This is a genomic window from Alphaproteobacteria bacterium, assembly GCA_016699735.1.
Taxonomy (GTDB): domain Bacteria; phylum Pseudomonadota; class Alphaproteobacteria; order Micavibrionales; family Micavibrionaceae; genus JAGNKE01.
In genome coordinates, this window is record CP065008.1 from 14937 (window position 1) to 36447 (window position 21511).

Consider the following 21511-nt stretch of genomic DNA (forward strand, 5'->3'; position numbering starts at 1 on the left):
CCGGTTTTGGGGAACCCGGCGCTAAGGATGACCGCAAGATATGTGCGTGTAGTACAAACGAAATAAAATTTCGTCTGTCCTCTTACGCACCATCTTGCCAAAGGGAGGCGTGCCGCCCCCTGTTGGATACCCCCTGCGGCGGGCGCAATCCGGCATCGAGCCCGATGTGCGCCCGTGCAACGTGTGGCCGTTGCATCGCCAGTCAGGGCCTTCGTTCCCCGACACCCTGACCCTTTCAGGGCGACCAAGGGAGCCTTCGGCGCTCCCCTGGACCCTATCGAACAGGGCGGAGCTGTCTGCGCTCCCCCTGTACCCCCATCGACCAAAGAGCCTTCGCGCCCTTTGGAAACCTGACCACCACTTCGCGGGTTGGATGCGCGCCAACCTCATCGCGGTTGGATTGCGACCGGGGAGATGTCGGTTCTGCCCCGGTCCCCACCCGGCAGGGCGGAGGCTTCGGCGCTCCCCCTTGCAACCCCCATCCGGCAAAGGGGCATGGCCCCTTGTGCAATCCGGCTGGCCCGCCTGCCCACCCCTGTCCGGAACCGGAGAGGAAACCATTCCTTCCGGCCTCGGTGCAGGTTGGTGCGTTTTGCTGCACAATTGCGGCTCACCCCTTTCCCCCGGATATGCAGCCGCCTATGCCACGGTCGAAACCGCCCAAGCGTTTCACGATCTCCCTTGATGCCGGGGACTATGAAGCCCTGCGCAAACTCGCCGAAGCGCAGCGTCCGAAGCTGCCGCTCCAGTACGTTGTGCGGCTGGCTGTCCGGCGCTTTCTCGACCAGCCGGAAGCCACGCTGCTCCGGCCCGCCGGAGATGAATCCCGGTGAAGCGCGCCGACGCAGTCATCAGGCCGCCCTACGCCATCGGATCTAGCCGCCGGGTTCAAGCCGTTCCCGGACCTGCACGGCATCCGCTCCTGAACACGTTGGAGGCGGCGCGATGAGCCAACCTGCTTTGAGCCAACCTGCTTTCGCTGACACGTCCGAGTTCTACCGCGTCGATGCGGTCCTCAAACTCGATCCGCGCAGACGGTCCGACCTCGGGCAGTACATGACGCCCGCACCGATTGCGCGGTTCATGGCCAGCCTGTTTTCCGATGTCTCGGGCGATATCCGCCTGCTCGATCCCGGCGCAGGCGTCGGCTCGCTGACGGCCGCGTTCGTCGAGCGGATCAGCTCTGCCCCGGAGAAGCCCCGTTCGGTCGTGTTTGTCGCCTACGAGATTGAGCCGGTGTTGGCCTCCTATCTGCGCAATACGCTGGATGAATCCGTGGCGCAGTGCCGCCATGTGCAGATCACAGCGCGCAGCGCGCTCCACGAGGACGACTTCATCCTCGGGCACAAATGGGGAGCGCAGCCAGACATCTTCAACGGTGCGCGCGACGACGAGGGCCGCTTCTCGCATGTCCTGATGAATCCCCCTTACAAGAAGATCAATTCAGACTCCGCGCACCGGGCGGCTCTGCGCACAGCGGGCATCGAAACCTCCAACCTTTACACCGCCTTCATGTTCCTGGCCGCACAGCGTTTGCGCGCGGGCGGCGAGATGGTCGCCATCGTGCCCCGGTCGTTTTGCAATGGACCGTACTTCAAACCTTTCCGCGAGCAGTTCTTCGCCATGATGGGTTTGCACCGCATCCACATCTTCGAGAGACGTAACAGCGCCTTCAAAGGCGATGAAGTCCTGCAGGAGAACATCATCCTGCACGCCATCAAGGGCGCGAAGCCGTCCACAGTGACGATCAGCACGAGCCACGGCGGGGATTTTCATCGGGATGCCGACGGAACTTGCGTTGCCGAAGACATGACTCAGCGCACTGTTCCGTATGGCAGCGTCATCCGCACGAACGATCCCGACCGCTTCGTCCATATCGCCGTCAATGAGTTGGAACAGGGGATCGTGGACCGCATGGCCCATTTCACGGCCACGCTGACCGATCTTGGCATAGACGTATCCACCGGACCCGTTGTGGATTTCCGGTTGAAAGATGATCTGCGCGCCCAGCCCGAGAAGGGAACCGTCCCGCTTCTTTACGCCGCACATTTCCAGAATCGCGCACTCGTCTGGCCCAAGGTGATGAAGAAGCCCAACGCGATTGCTGTCTCGCCCGACAGCCGCCGATGGCTTTGGGAGAACAAGGGGCATTTCGTTGTGACGAAGCGCTTTACCTCAAAGGAAGAGCGCCGCCGGATCGTCGCGTCCGTTTACGGCTCCGACCTGCCGGGAGAGCTGATCGGATTCGAGAACCACCTGAACGTCTTTCATGCCAAGCAGGCCGGGCTTTCCGCCGACCTGGCGCGGGGCCTTGCTCTTTATCTGAACGGCAGTCTCGTGGACCGCTACTTCCGGCAGTTCAACGGCCACACGCAGGTCAACGCGACCGATCTCCGGTCGCTCAAATATCCGGGCCGGGAGGTTCTTGAGCGCATCGGGCAGCACGCGAACGGCGCAACCCTCTCCCAACACGACATCGACACCATCATCGAGGGGGAGCTATCCCATATGGCCAACGACAAGAACCCGCTGCGGGCGCAAGCCAAGATCGACGACGCCCTCAAAATCCTCACGGCGCTCGGGATGCCGCGCGGCCAGCGCAATGAGCGCTCAGCCTTGACGTTGCTGGCGCTCCTCAATCTCAGGCCGGAGGGAGCATGGAATGTGCTTGAGCGTCCGCTCATGGGCATCACGCCGATCATGGATTTCACGCGCGAACATTTTGGCCGCGAATATGCGCCCAACACGCGGGAAACCTTCCGCCGCCAGACCATGCACCAGTTCGTCGAAGCCGGCATCGCGCTCTACAACCCCGACGACCCGGCGCGGCCCGTCAACAGCCCCAAAGCCTGTTACCAGATCAGTGAGGAAGCCTACGCCGTCATCCTGACTTTCGGGACCGATGCTTGGAAAGGAACGCTGGATGTTTACCTTGAAGGGCAGGAAACGCTCGCTGCCAAGTGGGCGAAACATCGGGAGATGCAGATGATCCCCGTGCAGGTCGCGGACGGAACAGAGATCACGCTCACGCCCGGTGCGCACAGCGAACTCATCAAGAAAATCATCGCCGACTTCGCCCCGCGCTTCGCGCCCGGAGCCGAGGTCATCTATGTCGGCGATACGGGCGACAAGGTGGGCTACTTCCAGAAAGAGCGGCTCGCCGCGCTCGGCGTCACGGTAGACCGACACGGCAAGATGCCGGACGTGGTGCTCTACTTTGGAAAGAAGGACTGGCTGCTTCTCGTCGAATCCGTCACCAGCCACGGCCCGGTCGATTCCAAACGCCACAACGAACTGGCCACGCTTTTCAAAGGCGCAAAGCCCGGCCTTGTGTACGTTACCGCATTCCCGGATCGCGGGATCATGGGGCGTTACCTGGGCGAAATCTCATGGGAAACGGAAGTCTGGTGCGCTGATGCGCCCAGCCATCTGATCCACTTCAACGGCGAGCGCTTTCTCGGCCCTTATGAAGAGAGCAAGTAGATGGTCATGCGCCATCCCGGCTAACGCCTTATGAAAATCCGTTCAAACAATTCAAAGTTGACGAAGGGCCGTACCGCTGTGTACTGACTGGACAATGGGGTCCGATGCGATGACCGATACACCGAAGGAAGCGCCGACACCGTATCGGCTCATAGGACCGTCCGATAGCGGAGAGGTCAGCGATCTCCTTAACGCTCAGAATGCCAAGGACGCCAAGCATCGTCTGCAAGCTTTGATTGCGGAGTGGCTCCGCATGGAGAACCTTGTGGTTCTCAGCGGGGCTGGCACGTCCGTCACCAGCGGCGGCAAGATCATGGCGAACCTTGAAAACGCCGTGCTCGATACAGTCAAGGAAACGACCAGCGTTCCTGATGGGGTCGTCAAGGATCATGTCCTTAAGATCATCGAAGGCCGGAAGGCGGAATCGCGGAAGTCAGGTTTTGAAGATTGGCTCTCCTTTCTCGTTAACGCGAGTCATCTGGCAACGGCTCCGGCATCGCCGTTCAGCGGGGTGCAGTGGAAAGGCTCCATCAATCCGACGCAAGCCGATCTCGCGTGGCTTGTGCAGCGCGCCGGGCAGTCGATCTTTGCCGAATGCGCGCTCTCGCTGCCCGATGCGCCGGCCTCCGGCTCTTCGCAGATCGCGCCGCATCTATCCTTCCTTGCGAAGCTGGTCGCGCGCGACAGCAACCTTGGCCGCGCCCATCTGTTTACCCTCAACTACGACACGCTGTTCGAGCAGGCGCTGGAATTGCTGGGCATCCAGTATTTCGATGGATTCACCGGGCGCGCCGATGCGCGTTTCGATCCGTCCGTCTACGGCCTCGACATCTACTACCCCGGCGAGGTCGCGGAAGGCCGCGTCCGGCGGTTCGACAAGTTCGTCCATCTCTACAAGCTGCACGGCTCCATTCACTGGCAGGTTCGCGGTGATGAACTGCGGGCGCGGCATCCCGACCTCCAGCCGTTCACGGACTACCGTTCTTTGGATTGCGTCGCGCGCGCCGCCAGGCTCGACGCGTTGGCAAAGAGTCTTCCATCGGTCGGCATCCTGCCGACGGCCAACAAATTCGCGCAGACGCTCTCCATGCCGTTTGCACATCTGTTCCGCTCCTTCCAGATCAGGCTGGGCGCGCCGCAGACGTTCTTGCTCGTTCTTGGATACGGGTTTGGCGATGACCATGTCACGCGGATCATAGAGACGGCGCTGATGAACCCGTCCCTTGTGATGCTGGTGGTCGAACCCGATCCCAAGAGTGCGACCATCGAGCGCGTCCGGCGCTACAAAGACCTTGGGAAACGCGCCTTCGTGCTGACACCGACGGACGCGGCGTTCACGGCGGCCAAGTTCACGCACGCGACGTTCGATGATTTTGCGCGGTCTGTGATGCCGGATGTTCAGTGGCTTGAAGACTTCCTGCGCTTGCGGCGCTTCGAAAAGCAGATCGCCGCCGGACGAACAGACGCGAACGATGATCCTGGGCCGTGAGCATGGAGAATCCGCGAATCATCGGTCACATCGTTGCCGTCCAGGGATTCCGGGTCAAGGTTGAAGTCCTGCCGGATACAAAATCGGCGTCGCGCGCCACTCTCGATGGCGTTCACAAAGCCATCGCGATCAATTCGTATCTGACCTTTTCCATCGGCGCGGGGCAGCTCGTCATCGGGATCATCACCGACCTCGAATCCCGTGAGAGTTTCGATCCGGGAACGGGCGACGAGTTGACCCTGGAGCTGATGAAACCCCGGCGCGTGGCGCACGTGCAGTTGCTCGGCTCCATCGAAGTCTTGGATGGGCGGGGGCTGTTCTCTCCGGGCATCACCGTTCTGCCGACACTGGATGCGGCCGCCGAGATCGGCGCACCCGAGATTCTGAAAGCTGTCTTCGAGACACCGCCGAGCCGCAACAGGCCGGACGGTTACGATAAGGACGATTTTGACTGCGAGCTGCGAATCGGTTGCCCGACCGGACAGCCAAACAACGTCGTCAAGGCGTCTTACAACGATCTGTTCTCGCGGCCTCTGGCCATCGTCGGCAATACGGGTTCGGGAAAATCCTACTCCGTATCGAGCCTCGTTCAAAAGGCGATGGCCGCGCTCGGCGAGGCCGGAAACGAACCGCACGTCTTCATCCTCGATATCAACGGGGAATATGGCCGCGCCTTCGGCACTGAAAACCCGAGTCTGGAACGCCATCCTGACCATATCTATCTCAATGGCCGGGAGTTCGGCGTTCCCCTCTGGTTTCTCAACGCTGCGGAAATATGCGCGTGGCTCAGCGCGGCGGAGCAAACACAAGAACCCGTTCTGAAAGACTGGTGGGCGATTGCCAAAGCCGGCAATGCCAACGTGGCGGACGGGGGAACAAACCTTTTGCGCCATGCGGTCACGAAAGCCACCAACATTTTGCAAACTCTGGATGCGCCAAGCAAACCCTACAAGAAGACCTGTCTTCGGCAACTCCGGATACTTAAAGATTATGCGGGCCAGAGGCAGGTCAGCGGGCTTGCCGATCTTGAGAAGGAACTTGCTCCCTATAGCGCACAGGAAAACGCGGTCGGCAATAACAACATTGATTGGGAGTCTCCGGCAAACGAAGCACAAATCAGGGCTGCGGCGGAGAGCGTCATCGCTAGTCTCAAGAGCTTGATCGCGCAAGACCTGGACGTGGCGCACCTGAGCGCGACCACGGCGGACAGTCCTCTTCATGTCCCCAAGAAATGGCTGATTGATCCGACCTTGTTGGACGCCGCAACGCCCGCCGAAGAAGTGACGCGCATTGAAGGACACCTGACCACGCTCAAGCTGCGCCTCAAGACGCGGCTCGACGATCCGCGCTGGCAGTCGTTTCTCAACTACGAATCCACCGATACGGCCTTCGCATCCCTGAAAGAGTGGATGGGGCGCTTCGGCCTGGGTAAGCGGGAAGGTCCACGCGTTTCCATCATTGACTTGTCGATGCTCAGCCATGAAGTCTTGCCCTATGCGTGCACCGTCATCGGCCGCGTGCTTCTGGAAACACGCGAGAACCTGCCGGCCGCCCGCAGATACAAACATCCCTGGGTGCTTGTGCTGGAGGAAGCGCATAACTACGCACGGCCGCCGCGCACCGATGAACAGCGGGGGCAAACCCTGTCCCGGCTGGCCTTCGAGCGCATCGCGAAAGAAGGCCGCAAGTTCGGGCTATCGCTCATTATCGCCAGTCAGCGTCCCAGCGAGATCAGCCAGACCATCATCAGCCAGTGTGCGAACTTTATTTCGCACCGGCTGCAAAACCCGGATGACATCGACCACTTCAAGCGGATCATTCCGATGCAGGCCCGCCGTCTTCTCGATCAGGTCACCATCCTGGCCGCAGGCGAAGCCATCGTGTTCGGGAGCGCGTTCCACGTTCCGGCCCGCGTGCAGTTCGACAGGCCGCAACCTGGTCCCTACAGCCAGACGGCAGCGCCCTATCATGAATGGCGGACGGAGACGACTCCCTTCCCGCTGGATGAAGTGGTCAGTGCGTGGGGCTTGAACCCGCCGACCCCATCACCACTCCCATCACCACCTCAGGCCGTTGCGCCGACGCCAAGCGCGTCTCCACCGGGCGGTGCGAATACGGCATCGAACGATTTCGACGACGACATTCCCTTCTGAGCCTCTGCCGACAGCGCAGAAAAGTTCACCTCCTGCTGCGGTGATCGGCTACTAAGGTCTTCCTTCCTTAGGGTCCAGCCCCTCGGCGCACTTCACGGAAAATAGACGGTTCCCGAGGCTCAGGCGATGCCTTGCGCCCGCCGTCGATTTTCCGTTCCGTTTGCACACCCCGTTTTCGCCAAAGGGCAGGGTTGCAGGCGCAACCCTCTTTTCAGTTTTTGTGTTTTGAGGGGACAAGGGCCGCGATGGTCGCGGTCCGCGCACTCAACACCCATGACGGAAAGGACTTTGTCATGACTATTCAAACCGTAACTCTTTCTCAACTCGTTCCCTGTAAGGCCAACCCGCGCAAGCTGTTCGATGCCGCCGCCCTCGAAGGGTTGGCCGCCAGCATCCGCACCGATGGGCTTTTGCACAATCTGGTCGTGCGGCCCTCACGCGGCAAGAGCTTTGCCATCGTCAGCGGCGAACGCCGTTTCCGCGCCCTCAAACTTCTCGAAGAACGCGGGCAGTTGCCGGACGGGTTCACCGTTCCGGTCGAAGTCCGCACCGCGCTCTCAAAAGAGGATTCCTTGCGGCTCTCCACCGTCGAGAATTTGCAACGCGCCGATCTCGCGCCGTTGGAGCAGACCGCCGCCCTCACCAAGCTGGTGAAGGACGGGGAAGCGCTCGATGACCTCGTCGCACAGACGGGGCTTTCCGCCACCACCATCAAGCGCCGCCTCGCGCTGAATGGATTGTGCAAGGAAGCAAAAGCGGCGCTTGAAGCCAAGCGTCTTTCTCTGGCGCAGGCCGAAGCCCTGACGCTCGGCAGCGATGAGGACCAGCGCGGACTCCTTGAGGGCATCGCACGGGGCCGGAGCCTCGATGCGGACGATATAAAAGAGTCTCTGCTCAATGACCGCCCCTGCGTGGCGGAGGCGCTCTTTCCCGTTGAACGTTACACAGGGACAATCACGACCGATCTCTTTGCCGAGGGCGAGTCCAGCTACTTCGATGACGGGGAGCAGTTCATCCTCTTGCAGCAGGAGGCTGTGAAGGCTTTGGCCGACCATCACCGCGCCAGTGCTCCTTGGGTTGAAGTCACGCAGGAATGGCGCATCCCCGACTGGCAATATGAGGCCGCGCCGGAGGGAAAAAGCGGCGGCGTACTCATTAATCTCTCGCCGCGTGGGTCGGTGGAAATCCGCGAAGGGCTGGTCAAGCGGACCGTCAAGTCATCCACAGCCAAGCGCCTCGCCGATAATCCCCTCGCGCCGCGCAAACCGAAAGCCGCTTATACCGTCCCGCTGCGCCGGATGCTGGCCCACCACAAGAGCATCGCCGTGCAGGAAGTTCTGCTGGCCTCCCCCCGGATTGTCAAAGACATCGCGGCCATCCGGTCCTTCATGGCGCTGGAGCCGCATTCCTGCATCGCTGCTCTGGCACGGGCGGACGATCCGCAAGGCGCATACCGCGTTCTTGAGACACAGGCGCGGCAGTTCGCCGGAAAACTCGGCCTTGCCCCCGCCGCCGATGCGGATGTGTGGTCCGTCTTTCCCCCGGAGCGTTTCGATCCGGTTGCCCTCTATCAGGCCATCAAGGGTTTCTCCGATCACGATCTCGATCAGTTCCAGACGCTGCTGACCGCGCTTTCGTTCGGGCAGAAGGATTGCGAGCGCTTCGATACCAAGGACAGCCTGTTTAATGTCATCGCGCAGGACTTGAAGATCGCCATGCGGACCCACTGGCGTCCCGACCGGAGCTTTTTCGAGAAGCGCAGCCGTGAGCAGCTTCTCGTCGTTGCGAAGGAATGCGGTTTCAGCGAGGGGCGGTCTTGTCTGGGCAGTTATAAGAAATCCGAGTTGGTCAGCGGCCTCACGCAGTTCTTCGTGGCCGCGCAGAGCGCCGCCGCTCCAAGCCCCGCGCAGGAGAAGGCCCGTGCTTGGTTGCCGGAGGTCATGCTCTTTCCGGCGGTCGATCCCGATGCCATGCAGGACGCCCAAGAGCCGTTCGATACCGAAGCCGAAGCCGCTGGTGAAAGCGCCGATGATGAAGGCGATGACTCATGCGGCGACGATGCCTTCGATGAGGATGCTTTCGACCCAGAAGCTTTAGATGAAGAGGGCGGCATCCGCGAAGCGGCCTAACGCTCCGTAACCTTCTCGCGTCCGGCGGGGCCGAGCTGCCGGACGTGTTCGTGCTGTTCTGATCCCGTCTTATTCGCATCTGCCGTGCGGATCGTACGGCGCAGTTTCCTTCCGTCTCCTTTCCTGCGGTTTTCTTTAAGGCTCCCCGTTGTAGCCGTGCGCGGCGTCGGCGCAACGGCCCGCCCGCTCCATTCCCCCGGATCAAGAGTCCGGGGTCCCGTGTTGCCCGTTCCCCCTTCGCAAGGGCTGCGGGTGCGCTGCCGCCTTGTCCGCACGGCTCCTGTGGTTCGCATCAAAACCGCAAACCAAAGGAGACTTCAAAATGAAACTTCTCACCAAAGACCAGCACGGCCGTCTGCTCAAGAACGGCGCGATCAACGCGCAGCGCCAGATCGAGGGGCTGGATACGATCGACCACACGCCTGTCGTCAAGCTCTTTACGCCGGACGCCGCCTGCACCTGGCTGCTGAGCGAACTCGATCCCGAGGACAACGACATCGCCTTCGGCCTGTGCGATCTCGGCTTCGGATCGCCGGAGATGGGCAGCGTCCGGCTCTCGGAGATCGCATCGCTGCGCGGGCGTCTCGGCCTTCCGGTCGAACGCGATCTGCACTTCACGGGCGACAAGACGCTTTCGGCCTACGCCGACGAGGCCCGTCTTCACGGCTGCATCCAGGCGTGAGGGAGGCCGCCATGAAAACGAATAGGACGACCAACATCACACCCGCTCATAAGGATGCATTCGAAGCCCTGACTTCGGGCCGCTTTGAGAACTTCGCCTTGTTCTCCTGCTTCGTCAACGGCGCGCCCGCAAGCTGCATCGTTGCGGTCACGCAGGAGGGCGAACGCTTCACGATGACGCCGCTCTTTGTCAGCGTCACCGACGGCATGGTCCTGACCGACCATGACGGGGTGGCGGCGTAACAGCGCAAGAAACTCTTCAGGGAAGACGCCGCGCGGCGTCTTTCTTTTGTCCTGCCCTGCGAATAGGCCGCAGACCTCGCGCGCATCCGCGCTCGAAGACCAAGAAAGAGTTGGAGGGGGCTTGCCTGTGTTTTTCATTTTATCACGTCGTTCTCGCCGTCAAGACGCTCCGTTGCTCAGCGACTGCCGTCGCTTCTCTACTCGCCGCGTCGCGTTCCGCGAGTCCTGACGGCTTGCGCTGCGCCGTGACCGGGGACCTCACCAGGCAATTCCGCCTGCAAGGAGAGTCCCATGACCAAATCGAAAACATCCATCAAGAGCTTTTCCAACACTAACCGCGCGGACGTGTATAGCCGCGTCACCGCGAAAATCATCGCTGACCTCGAAGCGGGCATCCGCCCGTGGCTCAAGCCGTGGAGCGGAGAGCACGCCGCCGGACGGATCACGCTGCCGCTGCGCCATTGCGGGACGCCCTACCGCGGCATCAACATCCTGCTGCTCTGGGGCGAGGCCATGGACAAGGGCTATACCGCCAGCAAGTGGATGACCTTCAAGCAGGCCATCGAACTCGGCGGCCATGTCCGCAAGGGCGAGCACGGATCGCTTGTCGTCTATGCCGACCGCTTCAAGACCACCGAGGCCGATGAGAACGGCCAGGATGTCGAGCGGGAAATCCCTTTCATGAAGGGCTACACCGTCTTCAACGTCGCGCAGATCGACGGGCTGCCGGAAGGCTACACCGACACGCCCGCGCCGACGGGCGAAAAGATGCAACTCATTGAGAGCGCGGAGACCTTCTTCGCGGCGACCGGGGCCATCTTCCGGCATGGCGGCAACATGGCGTACTACGCGCCCGGACCCGATGTGATCCAGCTTCCGCATCCGGAAGCCTTCCGCGACGCCGAAAGCTACGCGGCCACCAAAGGCCACGAGCTGGTCCACTGGACCAAGCACAAGACCCGCCTGGACCGCGACTTCGGACGCAAGTCCTTCGGGGATGAGGGCTATGCGCGCGAGGAGCTGGTGGCCGAACTTGGCGCGGCGTTCCTCTGCGGAACGCTCGGACTCACGCCGGAAGCGCGGGCGGACCATGCGGACTATATCGGCCACTGGCTGAAGGTTCTCTCCGATGACAAGCGGGCAATCTTCCAGGCCGCTGCCCACGCGCAGCGCGCCGTAGATTTCCTGTACGGATTGCAGACCGCGCGGCTGGAGGACGCGGCGTAAGCAACCGACAAGACGCTCCCTTCCTCTTGAGCGGAGGAAGGGAGCGTTTTTTTGGCAAGCGGCGGATCAGAAGCACAAGCCTCAGAAGCCGGGGGCGCGGTCAGAGAGTTCCGCGCGGATGTTTTGCATCGAGGCGATGGCGTTGCGCCGTTCATGCGGCTGCTCGAAGTGCGCGAGCGCATTGAAGATGTCGCGGTACAGCGCGCGCAGTTCGCTGGTGGATTTCGAAGCCAGTTCGAAGCGTGTGGTGAGTTTCATAGTGTCCTCCTTGAGGGTTCAGGAGGCCCGGACCATTCCGAGCCTTTCATGCCCGGACACACAGAGAATCATCGGGTGAAAGGTCGGATGGGTTCGTTAGGTCTTATGAAAACGCTAAGGAGGATCGGGAAATGAGAGGCAGGTGAACGAAATGACGGAGAACGCCGCACGAACTGCGGCACTGAAGGCTCTAGATTCTGGACTCCGCCACCAGAGGTAAGAACGGTGTAATGAGGACGAAAGGACAAAGGAAGAGTGAAATGAATTTGCTGCACTAATGGCAACTATAACTTGCGAGAACGAAAGGTTTTGTTTGACTCGCAATCGCGAATCTTGTTACGCCTCTAAGGCTTGTATTACTCAGAAGGACAAATACTGAAAGACTTGTCATGAAGTATGGTGGAAACACTCTCATTGTAACGATACTGCTTCTTGCGTTATGCAGCGTTGTATTTGTTCTCGCCGCTCCGCTACTGCGATCACACCTCACGGATCGGGACAAGTTCATCACGAATCTCGAAGCAAGAGCGTCCAGCGGGAACGTAAAGGCAATGCACCTGCTCGCGCTTGAATATCAGAAAGGCTTAGTCGTTACAAAAGATCACAGCAAGGCATTCGCATGGCTTGAGAAAGCTGCGATGGCGGGCTTTGGCAATGCCCAAATAGACTTAGGGCGTCTGTATTTCAACGGCTCTGGGATACCGAAGGACGCCGACAAAGCTCGTCATTGGTATCAGAAGGCAAGCGAACAAGGCGATCCGACCACGCTGCATAACCTTGCTCTCTTGTATTACGAGGGGCGCGACGTGGATCGGGACTACAAAAGAGCGTTTGATCTCTTTCTTGCGACTGCTAAGTCTCCTGCAATCAACGGCGAGTCCTTCAAGACCGAGCGGCGCCAAGCAGCTCGCTTTATCGGCATCATGTACTTCAACGGATGGGGAACGAAGACTGACAAGAGTCAGGCGCTGAAGTGGTATGAGTCTGCCGCCACAAATGGAGACGCATATGGACATTTCTACGCCGGGAACATTTACCTAACAGGTGACGGCGCAAAACAGGATGACGAACGTGCCCTCCGCCACTTTCAACAAGCGGCGGACAACAATTTGCCCGAAGCATTCCTAGCACTTGGTAACGCATACGTGCAGGGAACCGGCGTCCAAAAGGACTTGCTGAAAGCCGGAGAATTGTACGCCAACGCCGCCAATGGAAGTCTTGAATCAGCGAAGGCGTACCTCGAACAACAGTTTTCAGTTTGCACAGATGACCCACAGATAGACGATGAACAAGCCGAGTCGTGCATTTTGGCCGCGGGAGCCGGCTACCCGCTAGCGCAATCCATAACCGGAGCGTTCTATCACAGCGGAACTTTTGTCCCGAAAGACCACGAGAAGTCGGTAGCCCTGTTTCGGAAAGCTGCGGAGCAGGGAGACATCCGTGCTCAGACGATGTTGGGAACAATCTACGGGAATGGTGAAGGTGTCGGTAAGAGCGTTGTTGAATCGTATGCGTGGGCATACGTAGCTGTACACCAAGTTCCAAAGACGGAGTTCGAGCAAAAGCTAATCGAAAGTTCCAAGGCCGCCATAGATGCAAAGCTGGCGAACATGACACCAGACGAGAAGGCAGCGGCTACTGACAAAGCGTCTGTTTACATGAAGCAATACATTCGTTAGCTGCGTAAAAGGAAACCTACCCATAGAAAGAACAAAGAAATGAGCAATTTCGACGAGAACACATATTTTGCTGGCGCCGCGCTTACAAACGTTTTGAGTGCGACTGGCAACGACAGCCTCTCAAAATACTCTGCGCTGATTGAGCTATCAGGTATAGCAAACGACATCGCCTCCGTTCAGAACAACGATAAGTACCCGCAGGATGTCAAGGACATGATATCTGGCGCCATAGTCATGTATTACGTTCTGGGCGGATCTGTTTTGCCGTACGACATTCTCTTTCATATTGAATCTTCTTACGAAATCGCGCTAGGAATACCAGAAAACCTAATGCTATCAGGAGAGCCGAACCTTGATCTGGTTAGAGAAGACTTCTTTCAAATGCTGAACGAAGAATACGGAGACGACCTCTTTCCTTTAGACGAGAATGGACTTCTTGATCTGCCGGCATTTGATCCAGATGATCCAGGCACGGCTGTTCTCGTCCCGCTTGAGCCAGCGAAGCCGCAGGATCGCGGCGTTGAACTTCCTGCCGTAACGAGTAATTACGGGTCTGCCAAGGCTGCTCCGACACCGCTTGTGCTGGATATTGACGGCGACGGCATTGAAATGTCGAGTCTCAACGGCCCTGAATCGGTGTATTGGGACGTTGATGTGGATGGTTTTGCGGAAGCTACGGCGTGGGTCAAGGGAGGGGATGGTTTGTTAGCCATTGACGTTAACAGCGATGGGATCATCAACAATCACTCCGAACTCTTCGGAGATCAAACCGGCAGTCTAAACGGCTTCGCAGCTTTAGCCGGATACGATTCGAACACAGACGGCTACATTACGAGTGCGGATAGTCAGTTCGCCGATTTGCTTGTCTGGATCGACTCAGATAACGACGGCTACAGCGATAGCGGAGAACTGCACACATTGAACAATCTTGGGATCACTTCCATCGCCCTGGCAGCTAGCTCTGTCAACTACTCGCTGAATGGCAGCGAGGTCAAACTTGAAAGCTCGTTCGTTATCAATGGTAACACGCGGGCCATAGTTGATGTGTGGTTCGATGTGGATAACGTCAATACTGTCTATATCGGAGATCAAGAAGTAGTGGATGAGGCTCTCTACCTTCCGTCACTGCGTGGCTATGGAGAGATTCCAGATTTGTTCTTTCGAACGAGTCAGGATGTAGAGCTTTATGACATGGTGTTGGAGCTTGGGCAGGTAGAGGCCGGTGAGCTGCTAAACACCAGCTTTAATCTAGGTGATCGCATCAAGGACATTCTTTTCCGCTGGGCGGGTGTCGATGGTGTAGATCCGACTAGCAGAGGAACAGACATAGATGCACGCGTACTGGAGTTCTTAGAAGAGTATCTTGGAGAAGACTTCTATCAACTGGCAATCAATTCCTCAAACCCAAACGCTTATGCGGCGTCTTTTCTTAATCAAGCATTTGAGATGGTATTTGATGATGCGAGTATCGACCTTCTTACACAACTCGATGCGCGTGTTTACATCGGCGATGTCGTTGTGTACAACAACCTGACGGGTTTTGTAGAAGGTGAAAGCCACCTCGATAATCTGGTATTCAACGAAGCAAATACCGCCAACAATTTTTACGGAACGACTGTCAACGATGGCTTCATATGGAGCACAGGCGACGGGAATGATGTGCTCTCCGAAGCAGGCGGGTTCGACAAGGTGCTGTTCGCGGAAGGTATATCGGTCGAGGACTTATGGTTTGAGTCATCCAGTTCTGATCTGAAAATCCATGTTGGCGCGGCGACAATTACTATTGACGATCAGTTCCATCACTACCTTTACGGCAACGGCACTCAGTACCAGATCGAAAAGGCTGTTTTCGAGGACGGGACGGAAATCAGCCTCCTGAACAACCTCACCTTCTCTGGTACGGCCTCAGTAAACACGATCTACGGATACAGCAGCGATGACTCGCTCCAGGGGTTGGCCGGCAATGACGAATTGATCGGGCGGGCCGGCAATGACAAATATTTGTGGTCAGTCGGACATGGCAATGACAAGATTTTCGAGGATGACGGAACAGACGAAATCGTCTTGGGAGCCGGCATTACCGCGAATGATGTGAGGCTGGAACGCTACGGTACTTACGACCTTGATGTCTATATCGGCAGCGAAAGGATACGCATAGACCAGCAACTTCGAGATTTGATCCTGAGCACTGGCGATGGCTATGCGGTTGAAACACTTCGTTTCGCCGACAACTCGACGCTGGACCTCGTTCACAATCTGACGCTTAAGGGAACGTCGTCGGTTAATACGATGTACGGCCTCGCAGACGACAACACGCTGATCGGGCTTGGAGGAGCCGACAGCCTTTTAGGTGGCTTGGGCAACGACAAGTATCTCTGGTCAACCGGCGAAGGAAATGATGACATCACCGAAACGGGAGGCTCAGCCGATGAACTTATTCTCGGCTCTGGGATTACCGCCAACGATGTCCGCTTTGAACGCTCCGGCACCTATGATCTATATGTCTATGTCGGAACCGAGAAGGTTTTGCTGCGCGATCAATTAAGAGATTTGATCCTCGGCACGAATACTGGCTATGCCGTTGAGACATTAAGACTCGCGGATAATTCAACCCTTGATCTGGTCAACAACCTCACCCTCAAGGGAACATCGTCCGCCAACACGATCACAGGACTGGCCGACAATAATACCTTGATCGGACTCGGGGGTAACGACAGTCTGCTTGGAGGTAACGGTAACGATCTTCTCTATGGAGACGACGGCAATGACTTTCTTAATGGTGAAGCGGGAACAGATACTGCATCTTATTCGAGCGCAACAGCAGGCGTGACCGTTTCGTTGGCCCTCAGTTCAGCTCAAAATACAATCGGTGCCGGAACGGACACCATCACCAATACCGAAAATCTCACCGGATCGGCTTTCAATGACGTTCTGACGGGCGACGCCAACGCCAATACCCTGACAGGCAGTGACGGGAACGATGTTCTGGAAGGCTTGGCCGGGAATGATACCCTCGATGGCGGCAATGGCAGTGATACGGCCAGCTACGCCAACGCGAGCGCTGCGGTAACGGTCAATCTGGCCACGGCAACGGCCCAAAACACGGTGGGTGCAGGAACCGATACGCTGGTCAGTATCGAGAACGTGAAAGGCTCGGCCTTCAACGATACGCTGACCGGAAGCTCTGGCAGTAACGTCATTGAGGGTGGGGCTGGTAACGATACGCTCAATGGCGCGGCCGGAACCGATACGCTGAGCTATGTCTCGGCGGCTTCTGCGGTGACGGTCAATCTGGCCACGACCACCGCCCAGAACACTGTGGGCGCAGGCTCCGATACGGTCTCCAACTTCGAGAATCTGACGGGCTCGGCCTTCAACGATACGCTGACGGGCAATACCGGCAATAACGTGATCGAGGGCGGCGCAGGCAATGACGCCATCAACGGCAGCACGGGAACGGATACGGCCTCCTACGAGAATGCCACCGCCGCCGTCACGGTGAGCCTTGCCCTCACCACAGCCCAGAATACGCTCGGCGCAGGTACAGATACGCTCACAGCCATGGAGCATCTGCGCGGCTCGGCGTTCAACGATACCCTGACCGGAAGCTCGACGGATAACACGATAGAAGGTGGCGCCGGGGATGACACGATGAATGCGGGGTCTGGCTCAGACACACTATTGTATGCAAGCGCGACCTCCGGCATTACCATCAGTCTGGCTCTCACAACCGCACAGAACACGGGCGGCGCGGGGACGGATACGATCTCGAACTTCGAGAAGATCACCGGATCAGCTTTCGCGGATGTTCTTACGGGAAATTCTGCGGCGAATACGCTGGACGGCGGTTTGGGCGATGACATTCTGGATGGCGGTGCAGGTAACGATGCGCTGAACGGCAACACCGGCACAGACACAGTGAGCTATGGCTCGGCAACAGCGGCGGTGACGGTCAGTCTGGCCCTCACGACCGCCCAAAATACGGTCGGGGCCGGATCGGACACCATCACCAACACCGAGAACCTGACAGGCTCGGGCTTCAACGACACGCTGACGGGCAATACGGGGGTCAATATCCTGACCGGAGGGGCCGGGAACGACACACTGCGCGGCGGTGCGGCCAATGACACGCTCAAGGGCGGTCTGGGCACGGATACGTTGTACGGCGAGGCGGATGCCGATATGTTTGTCTTTGAAGCGGCCTCAGCGTTCACGGCGCAGGACACGGTTGCTGATTTCTCGACGGCGCAGGGGGACAAACTCAACATCGCTGACCTCCTGATCGGCTACACGGCAGGGCAGAGTGCGATTGATGATTTCGTGACCTTCACGACCGCCGGAGCCAATACCGACTTTGCCGTGGACCGCGATGGAACCGGAACGACCTACAGTGCGGTCACCATTGCCAGCATCACAGGTGTTAGTGGCCTTGATGCCGATACGCTTCTGGCGAACGGAAACCTGATTGCGGCCTAGAGATCGGGATCGGCTTCCGGTATTTTGGTCTTTCCCCGGCCGCGCGGCACTGAGGGCGATGTAGGGATTGCGATTCCCAGATTGGCCTCTTTCACTTTGCCTCGGAAAACTTCGGGCGTTGCATTGCGCTCGGCCTCCGGCGTTGCGATCCGCACCATGTCGGCTGTGAGTTTCTGCATCTCCTGTTCGTGCCGCTGGCGCATCCCGGAAAACTGCATCTGAAGGTTCTGGCGCCGATCAAGTTGCACCTCGATTAATTCCTGCCGTTCCTCACGGTCGCGGACGTGGCAGGTCCATGCGTCCTTCTCATTCTCTTTGCGGATGGTCCAGTACTTGAAAGTGAGTTTGTCCCAGAGACCCTTGAAGCCCTTGCGGATACGTGAGGCGCGCACTTTCTGCTCCTCGTTCCAGCGTTTCTCCTGATATGCCTTCTGCGCCGCCCGGTCCTTGCGGTGCTGTTCGGTCATGGTCTTCTTGATCCGCAGCAGCGGGCGCAATTCCTGTTCGTGCGTCTTTTGTAGCTCCGCGCGGTACTTTTCGAAGAGGCCGCGCACGGTCGCGCCGATCTTTTCCTTCGTGTCTTCGACCGTCGGCAGCGCCGTGTGCTTGCCGAGGCGTTTCTCCAACGCGTTGGCCTTGATCCCGAGCTGCTTGCTCAGGGAAAAGACTTCCCCGTAAACATCGACGGCGACGAACCCCCGCCGGTCGCCTTGCGCGAGGAAGAAGCCGCGCTCACCCAGCACGCTCTCAAACGCCTCCTTTCCGTCGGCGACGGCCCAGCACTCCTGCAAGCAGGCTTTGATCGCGCTGGCGCTGCGCCCGGTGCGCGCGGCCTGCTGCCATTCGTGCCGGGTGAAGTTCAGGGGATTGCCGTACTCCGGGTTCAGCAAGCCCTTGGGCATCTGCCAGCCGTGTTCGATGAAAAGCTGGCGGGAGACCGCCTGGAGTTTCGGCCAGTCGTTATAGATGTTGACCGCCTTCATTCCCTCAACGTCGATCCGGCTCCACACGCAATGGGCATGGCGCCGCCCTTCCTTTTCATGGAAGACGACGACGCGCGGCTGGTCCGTCAGGCCGAGCTTGTCTTCGATGATCTTGAGCGCCGCCTCGAAGACTTCAACCGGGACGCTCTGGTCTTTGGGCGGATTCAGCGAGAGGGAATACATATATTTCCGGCACTGCGTGCCTTGCGCCAACGCATAGGCTTCTTCGAGCGCGCCGCGCACCGTGCTCGCCAGAAACCCCCGGACCTGATGCACGGTGACATGCTCGTTCTGCAGTCCGTTGAGCAGATGTTCGGCCATCTGCCGCCCGCCGCCGCGCTGGTTGCCTTTGAGGATCATGGGCCGCCGTCTTTTCCCTTGTCTCCCGAGGGAAGGAGACCCAGGGCAGAGAGGAGCGCATCCCGCATGGCGCGGATTCCCGCGCAGGCTTCGAGCAGCGCCTTGTGCACGTCCGCATTGACCGGCAGCGATCCGGTATGGACGGCCTTGGCGAGCTGGTTGATGTTCTGGGAAAGGCGGGACTGACCGAGCAGGCCCAGGAGTTTGGCCAGAGCTTCGCGGTCCTTGACGGGTTTGCGCCCCCGCGTCCGGGGCCGGATGTCGCGATTGATCAACGCATCCTTTATCCAGGCGCCGAGCGGCATCCCGTCGGCGAGCGCGTCGAGCGCCTTGCGCTCCTCCTGTGTGAGCCGCAGCGAGAAAGGCGCGCCGTGTTTGCCGGGATTCTTGCCAGACGGGGGTTTCTCAGCCATGGCTGCCCCCGTTTCCCGAAATAATGGCGGTTGCCGTTTCGCTGGCCGAACCCGTACAATGCGCGGCTCTGGAAGCGCGAACTCCCTCCGAGTTGGACAGTACCGCGCTCAAGGAGTCGAGGGCGGCAGGGCCGGCGGCGATATCGAAGGCTTGAAAGAGCGGTAGATAGCGTTGGCAGCCAGCCCCCGCTACCAACGCCGTCTTGGTCGTACCGAAGCGGTTGTCATTGACAGCCTGCTGAATACGGCCGGACAAAAGCCGATCCTTACTGGCCGCCTCTGCTCCGGCGGCCAGATCGAGGATTCCGGCCAGATCGCCGTAAAGGTCGATCTTCAATTCGTCCCGCCCCCCAAGGGGACATGACTTGCCCAAATGAGACCAGGGCGTGAGGACGATTTTCTCGATCAGCCCCCGCACATGCTCCGCCGGTTCGCCGCCGTGTCCCGATTTTGAGGCACCGGCCCCGGAGTTTGAGGAAGCCAGCGCCTCCCGCAAGCCCGCCACTTCCGCCCGGTAGCGCCGGGCCATCGCCGGATGCAGGAGCGGCCTGGCCTGTTCGCTGCCCCGCGCAATAACCGAATCCAGCGTCTCCAGCCGGGCCGCGATGCTCTCCAATTCGTCCTTGACCAAGGCGGCGGCGATGCCTTCCCGGATGGCGGTCAGGACGTTCGCACGGGCCTTCTGGAGCTTCTCCCGCTCGGCCCTGGACTCGGCCAGCGCGGAATCCTGCGCCGCCCGGAGGCGGTTGAGGTGGCGCGTGTATTCCTCACAGAACACTTGCAGCAGATCGTCCCGCATCAGGTGGGTCTGGAGGGCGGAAAGGACTTTGCGCTCCAGAACCTCCCGCGCCATCGTCTTGCGGTTCCCGCAGACGCTCTCGCCCTTGTTCTTGGAGGAAGCGCAGCCGTAGTGGGTTGAATTGATCTTGGCGTAACCGCCGCCGCACACCCCGCACTTGACCAGACCCGAGAGCAGATACCGGGGCCGGTTCCGTGCCCACAGGCCCGGAGCCTTGGCATCCAGCGCCTTCTGCCGCGCCTTCGCCGCATCCCATAAGTCCTGCGGGACGATCCGCAGGTCGGGAAGCTCCTGACGGATGACGGCAGCATCGTTGTTCAGCCGCGTCACCCGCCGTCCGGTCGCCGGGTCCTTGATGAAGCGCTGGCGGTTCCACACGAGCTGTCCGATGTACAACTCGTTATTGAGGATTCCGGTGCCGCGCCGGCGGTTGCCATTGATCGTCGATTGCCCCCATGCCTTGCCGCCCCCTTTGCTTGACGGACACGGGATTCCTTCGCGGTTGAGCTGGGCGGCAATCGCCTTGGGCGAGAGGTTGCGGTTTGCATAGTCCTCGAAGATGCGGACCACCACAGCGGCCTGCGCCGGGTTGACCGTGCGATCCCCGCGCAGCGCCTGACCTTGCGCATCGAAGCGTTTCACCACGTTGTATCCGTAGGCGATGCCGCCGCCGGATTTGCCGTGCTCGATGCGCCCACGCAAGCCGCGGCGTGTCTTGTCCGCAAGGTCTTTCAAAAACATCGCATTCATCGTGCCCTTGAGGCCGATATGCAGGGTGGAGATTTCACCCTCGGAGAGCGTGACCATGGAGACGCCTGCAAACTGCAAGCGCTTGTAGAGTCCCGCGATGTCTTCCTGATCGCGGCTCAAACGATCCAGAGCTTCCGCAAGGACAATGTCGAACTGTCCTTCCAGTGCATCGCGGATCAGCGCCTGGATGCCGGGCCGCATCAGCGATGCGCCCGACAATCCGGCGTCGCTAGTGCATTCCACGACCGTCCAGCCTTGCTTCTCTGCATACTCTCTGCACAGGCGCACCTGATCCTCGATGGAGTGATCGCTTTGCAGATCGGAGCTATAGCGCGCATAGAGCGCGACGCGTTTGCCTGAACTGCTCTTCGCCGTATTCATCATTGCC

16 protein-coding genes are annotated in these 21511 nt (G+C 59.3%); 10 read left to right on the forward strand and 6 right to left on the reverse strand.

Annotation, left to right across the window (positions count from 1 at the left end; translation table 11 throughout):
• Window positions 1-274: 274 nt before the first annotated feature.
• Window positions 275-601 (reverse strand): hypothetical protein, encoded by a 327-nt coding sequence (locus IPN28_00105; protein QQS57263.1) that lies wholly within the window; start codon window positions 599-601, stop codon window positions 275-277.
• A 40-nt stretch (window positions 602-641) separates the two neighbouring features.
• Here IPN28_00105 and IPN28_00110 point away from each other — a divergent pair, with 40 nt between their 5' ends.
• The 5 genes from IPN28_00110 to IPN28_00130 all read left to right on the forward strand — a co-directional run bounded on the left by IPN28_00110 (window position 642) and on the right by IPN28_00130 (window position 9254).
• Window positions 642-833: a hypothetical protein gene (locus tag IPN28_00110; protein QQS57264.1), complete on the forward strand. Its 192-nt coding sequence runs from the start codon at window positions 642-644 to the stop codon at window positions 831-833.
• Window positions 834-945: 112 nt separating this feature from the next.
• A complete protein-coding gene (locus IPN28_00115; protein ID QQS57265.1) occupies window positions 946-3483 on the forward strand; it encodes an N-6 DNA methylase in 2538 nt (845 codons plus the stop codon).
• Window positions 3484-3592: 109 nt separating this feature from the next.
• Window positions 3593-4972 carry an SIR2 family protein gene (locus tag IPN28_00120; protein ID QQS57266.1) on the forward strand — a complete coding sequence of 460 codons (1380 nt, stop codon included), beginning with the start codon at window positions 3593-3595 and terminating at the stop codon, window positions 4970-4972.
• Between the two features lie 2 nt (window positions 4973-4974).
• Window positions 4975-7125, forward strand: coding sequence for a DUF87 domain-containing protein (locus tag IPN28_00125; GenBank protein ID QQS57267.1), 2151 nt, complete (start codon window positions 4975-4977; stop codon window positions 7123-7125).
• A 245-nt stretch (window positions 7126-7370) separates the two neighbouring features.
• Entirely contained in the window at window positions 7371-9254 is a 1884-nt protein-coding gene (locus tag IPN28_00130; GenBank protein QQS57268.1) for a ParB/RepB/Spo0J family partition protein, read from the forward strand.
• Here IPN28_00130 and IPN28_00135 read toward each other — a convergent pair.
• On the reverse strand, window positions 9251-9550 hold the full coding sequence (locus IPN28_00135; protein QQS57269.1) for a hypothetical protein: 300 nt from the start codon (window positions 9548-9550) through the stop codon (window positions 9251-9253). The genes IPN28_00130 and IPN28_00135 overlap by 4 nt on opposite strands.
• A 26-nt stretch (window positions 9551-9576) precedes the next feature.
• Between IPN28_00135 and IPN28_00140 the strand changes: the two genes are divergently transcribed.
• From IPN28_00140 to IPN28_00150, 3 genes are all read left to right on the forward strand, one after another.
• Window positions 9577-9936, forward strand: coding sequence for a DUF2958 domain-containing protein (locus IPN28_00140; protein QQS57270.1), 360 nt, complete (start codon window positions 9577-9579; stop codon window positions 9934-9936).
• Window positions 9937-9947: 11 nt separating this feature from the next.
• On the forward strand, window positions 9948-10178 hold the full coding sequence (locus IPN28_00145; GenBank protein ID QQS57271.1) for a hypothetical protein: 231 nt from the start codon (window positions 9948-9950) through the stop codon (window positions 10176-10178).
• Window positions 10179-10469: 291 nt separating this feature from the next.
• Window positions 10470-11405, forward strand: coding sequence for a DUF1738 domain-containing protein (locus tag IPN28_00150; protein QQS57272.1), 936 nt, complete (start codon window positions 10470-10472; stop codon window positions 11403-11405).
• 81 nt (window positions 11406-11486) lie between these two features.
• On the opposite strand, the gene IPN28_00155 is transcribed toward IPN28_00150, so the two are convergent.
• A complete protein-coding gene (locus IPN28_00155; GenBank protein QQS57273.1) occupies window positions 11487-11663 on the reverse strand; it encodes a hypothetical protein in 177 nt (58 codons plus the stop codon).
• Between the two features lie 551 nt (window positions 11664-12214).
• On the opposite strand from IPN28_00155, the gene IPN28_00160 reads away from it, so the two are divergent.
• Window positions 12215-13342, forward strand: coding sequence for a sel1 repeat family protein (locus tag IPN28_00160; protein ID QQS57274.1), 1128 nt, complete (start codon window positions 12215-12217; stop codon window positions 13340-13342).
• A gap of 39 nt (window positions 13343-13381) precedes the next feature.
• Window positions 13382-17818, forward strand: a complete 4437-nt coding sequence (locus IPN28_00165) for a type I secretion C-terminal target domain-containing protein (GenBank protein QQS57275.1) — start codon at window positions 13382-13384, stop codon at window positions 17816-17818.
• Here the strand turns inward: IPN28_00165 and IPN28_00170 are convergent.
• From IPN28_00170 to IPN28_00180, 3 genes are read right to left on the reverse strand one after another with little or no spacing between them, the layout of a single operon-like run.
• Window positions 17815-19161 (reverse strand): relaxase, encoded by a 1347-nt coding sequence (locus IPN28_00170; GenBank protein QQS57276.1) that lies wholly within the window; start codon window positions 19159-19161, stop codon window positions 17815-17817. The genes IPN28_00165 and IPN28_00170 overlap by 4 nt on opposite strands.
• The gene (locus IPN28_00175; GenBank protein ID QQS57277.1) at window positions 19158-19574 is read right to left on the reverse strand and encodes a hypothetical protein; all 417 of its coding nucleotides are present in this window, start codon (window positions 19572-19574) and stop codon (window positions 19158-19160) included. Before IPN28_00175 ends, IPN28_00170 begins: the two co-directional genes overlap by 4 nt.
• Window positions 19567-21504 carry a recombinase family protein gene (locus IPN28_00180; protein ID QQS58493.1) on the reverse strand — a complete coding sequence of 646 codons (1938 nt, stop codon included), beginning with the start codon at window positions 21502-21504 and terminating at the stop codon, window positions 19567-19569. Before IPN28_00180 ends, IPN28_00175 begins: the two co-directional genes overlap by 8 nt.
• Window positions 21505-21511: the final 7 nt, after the last annotated feature.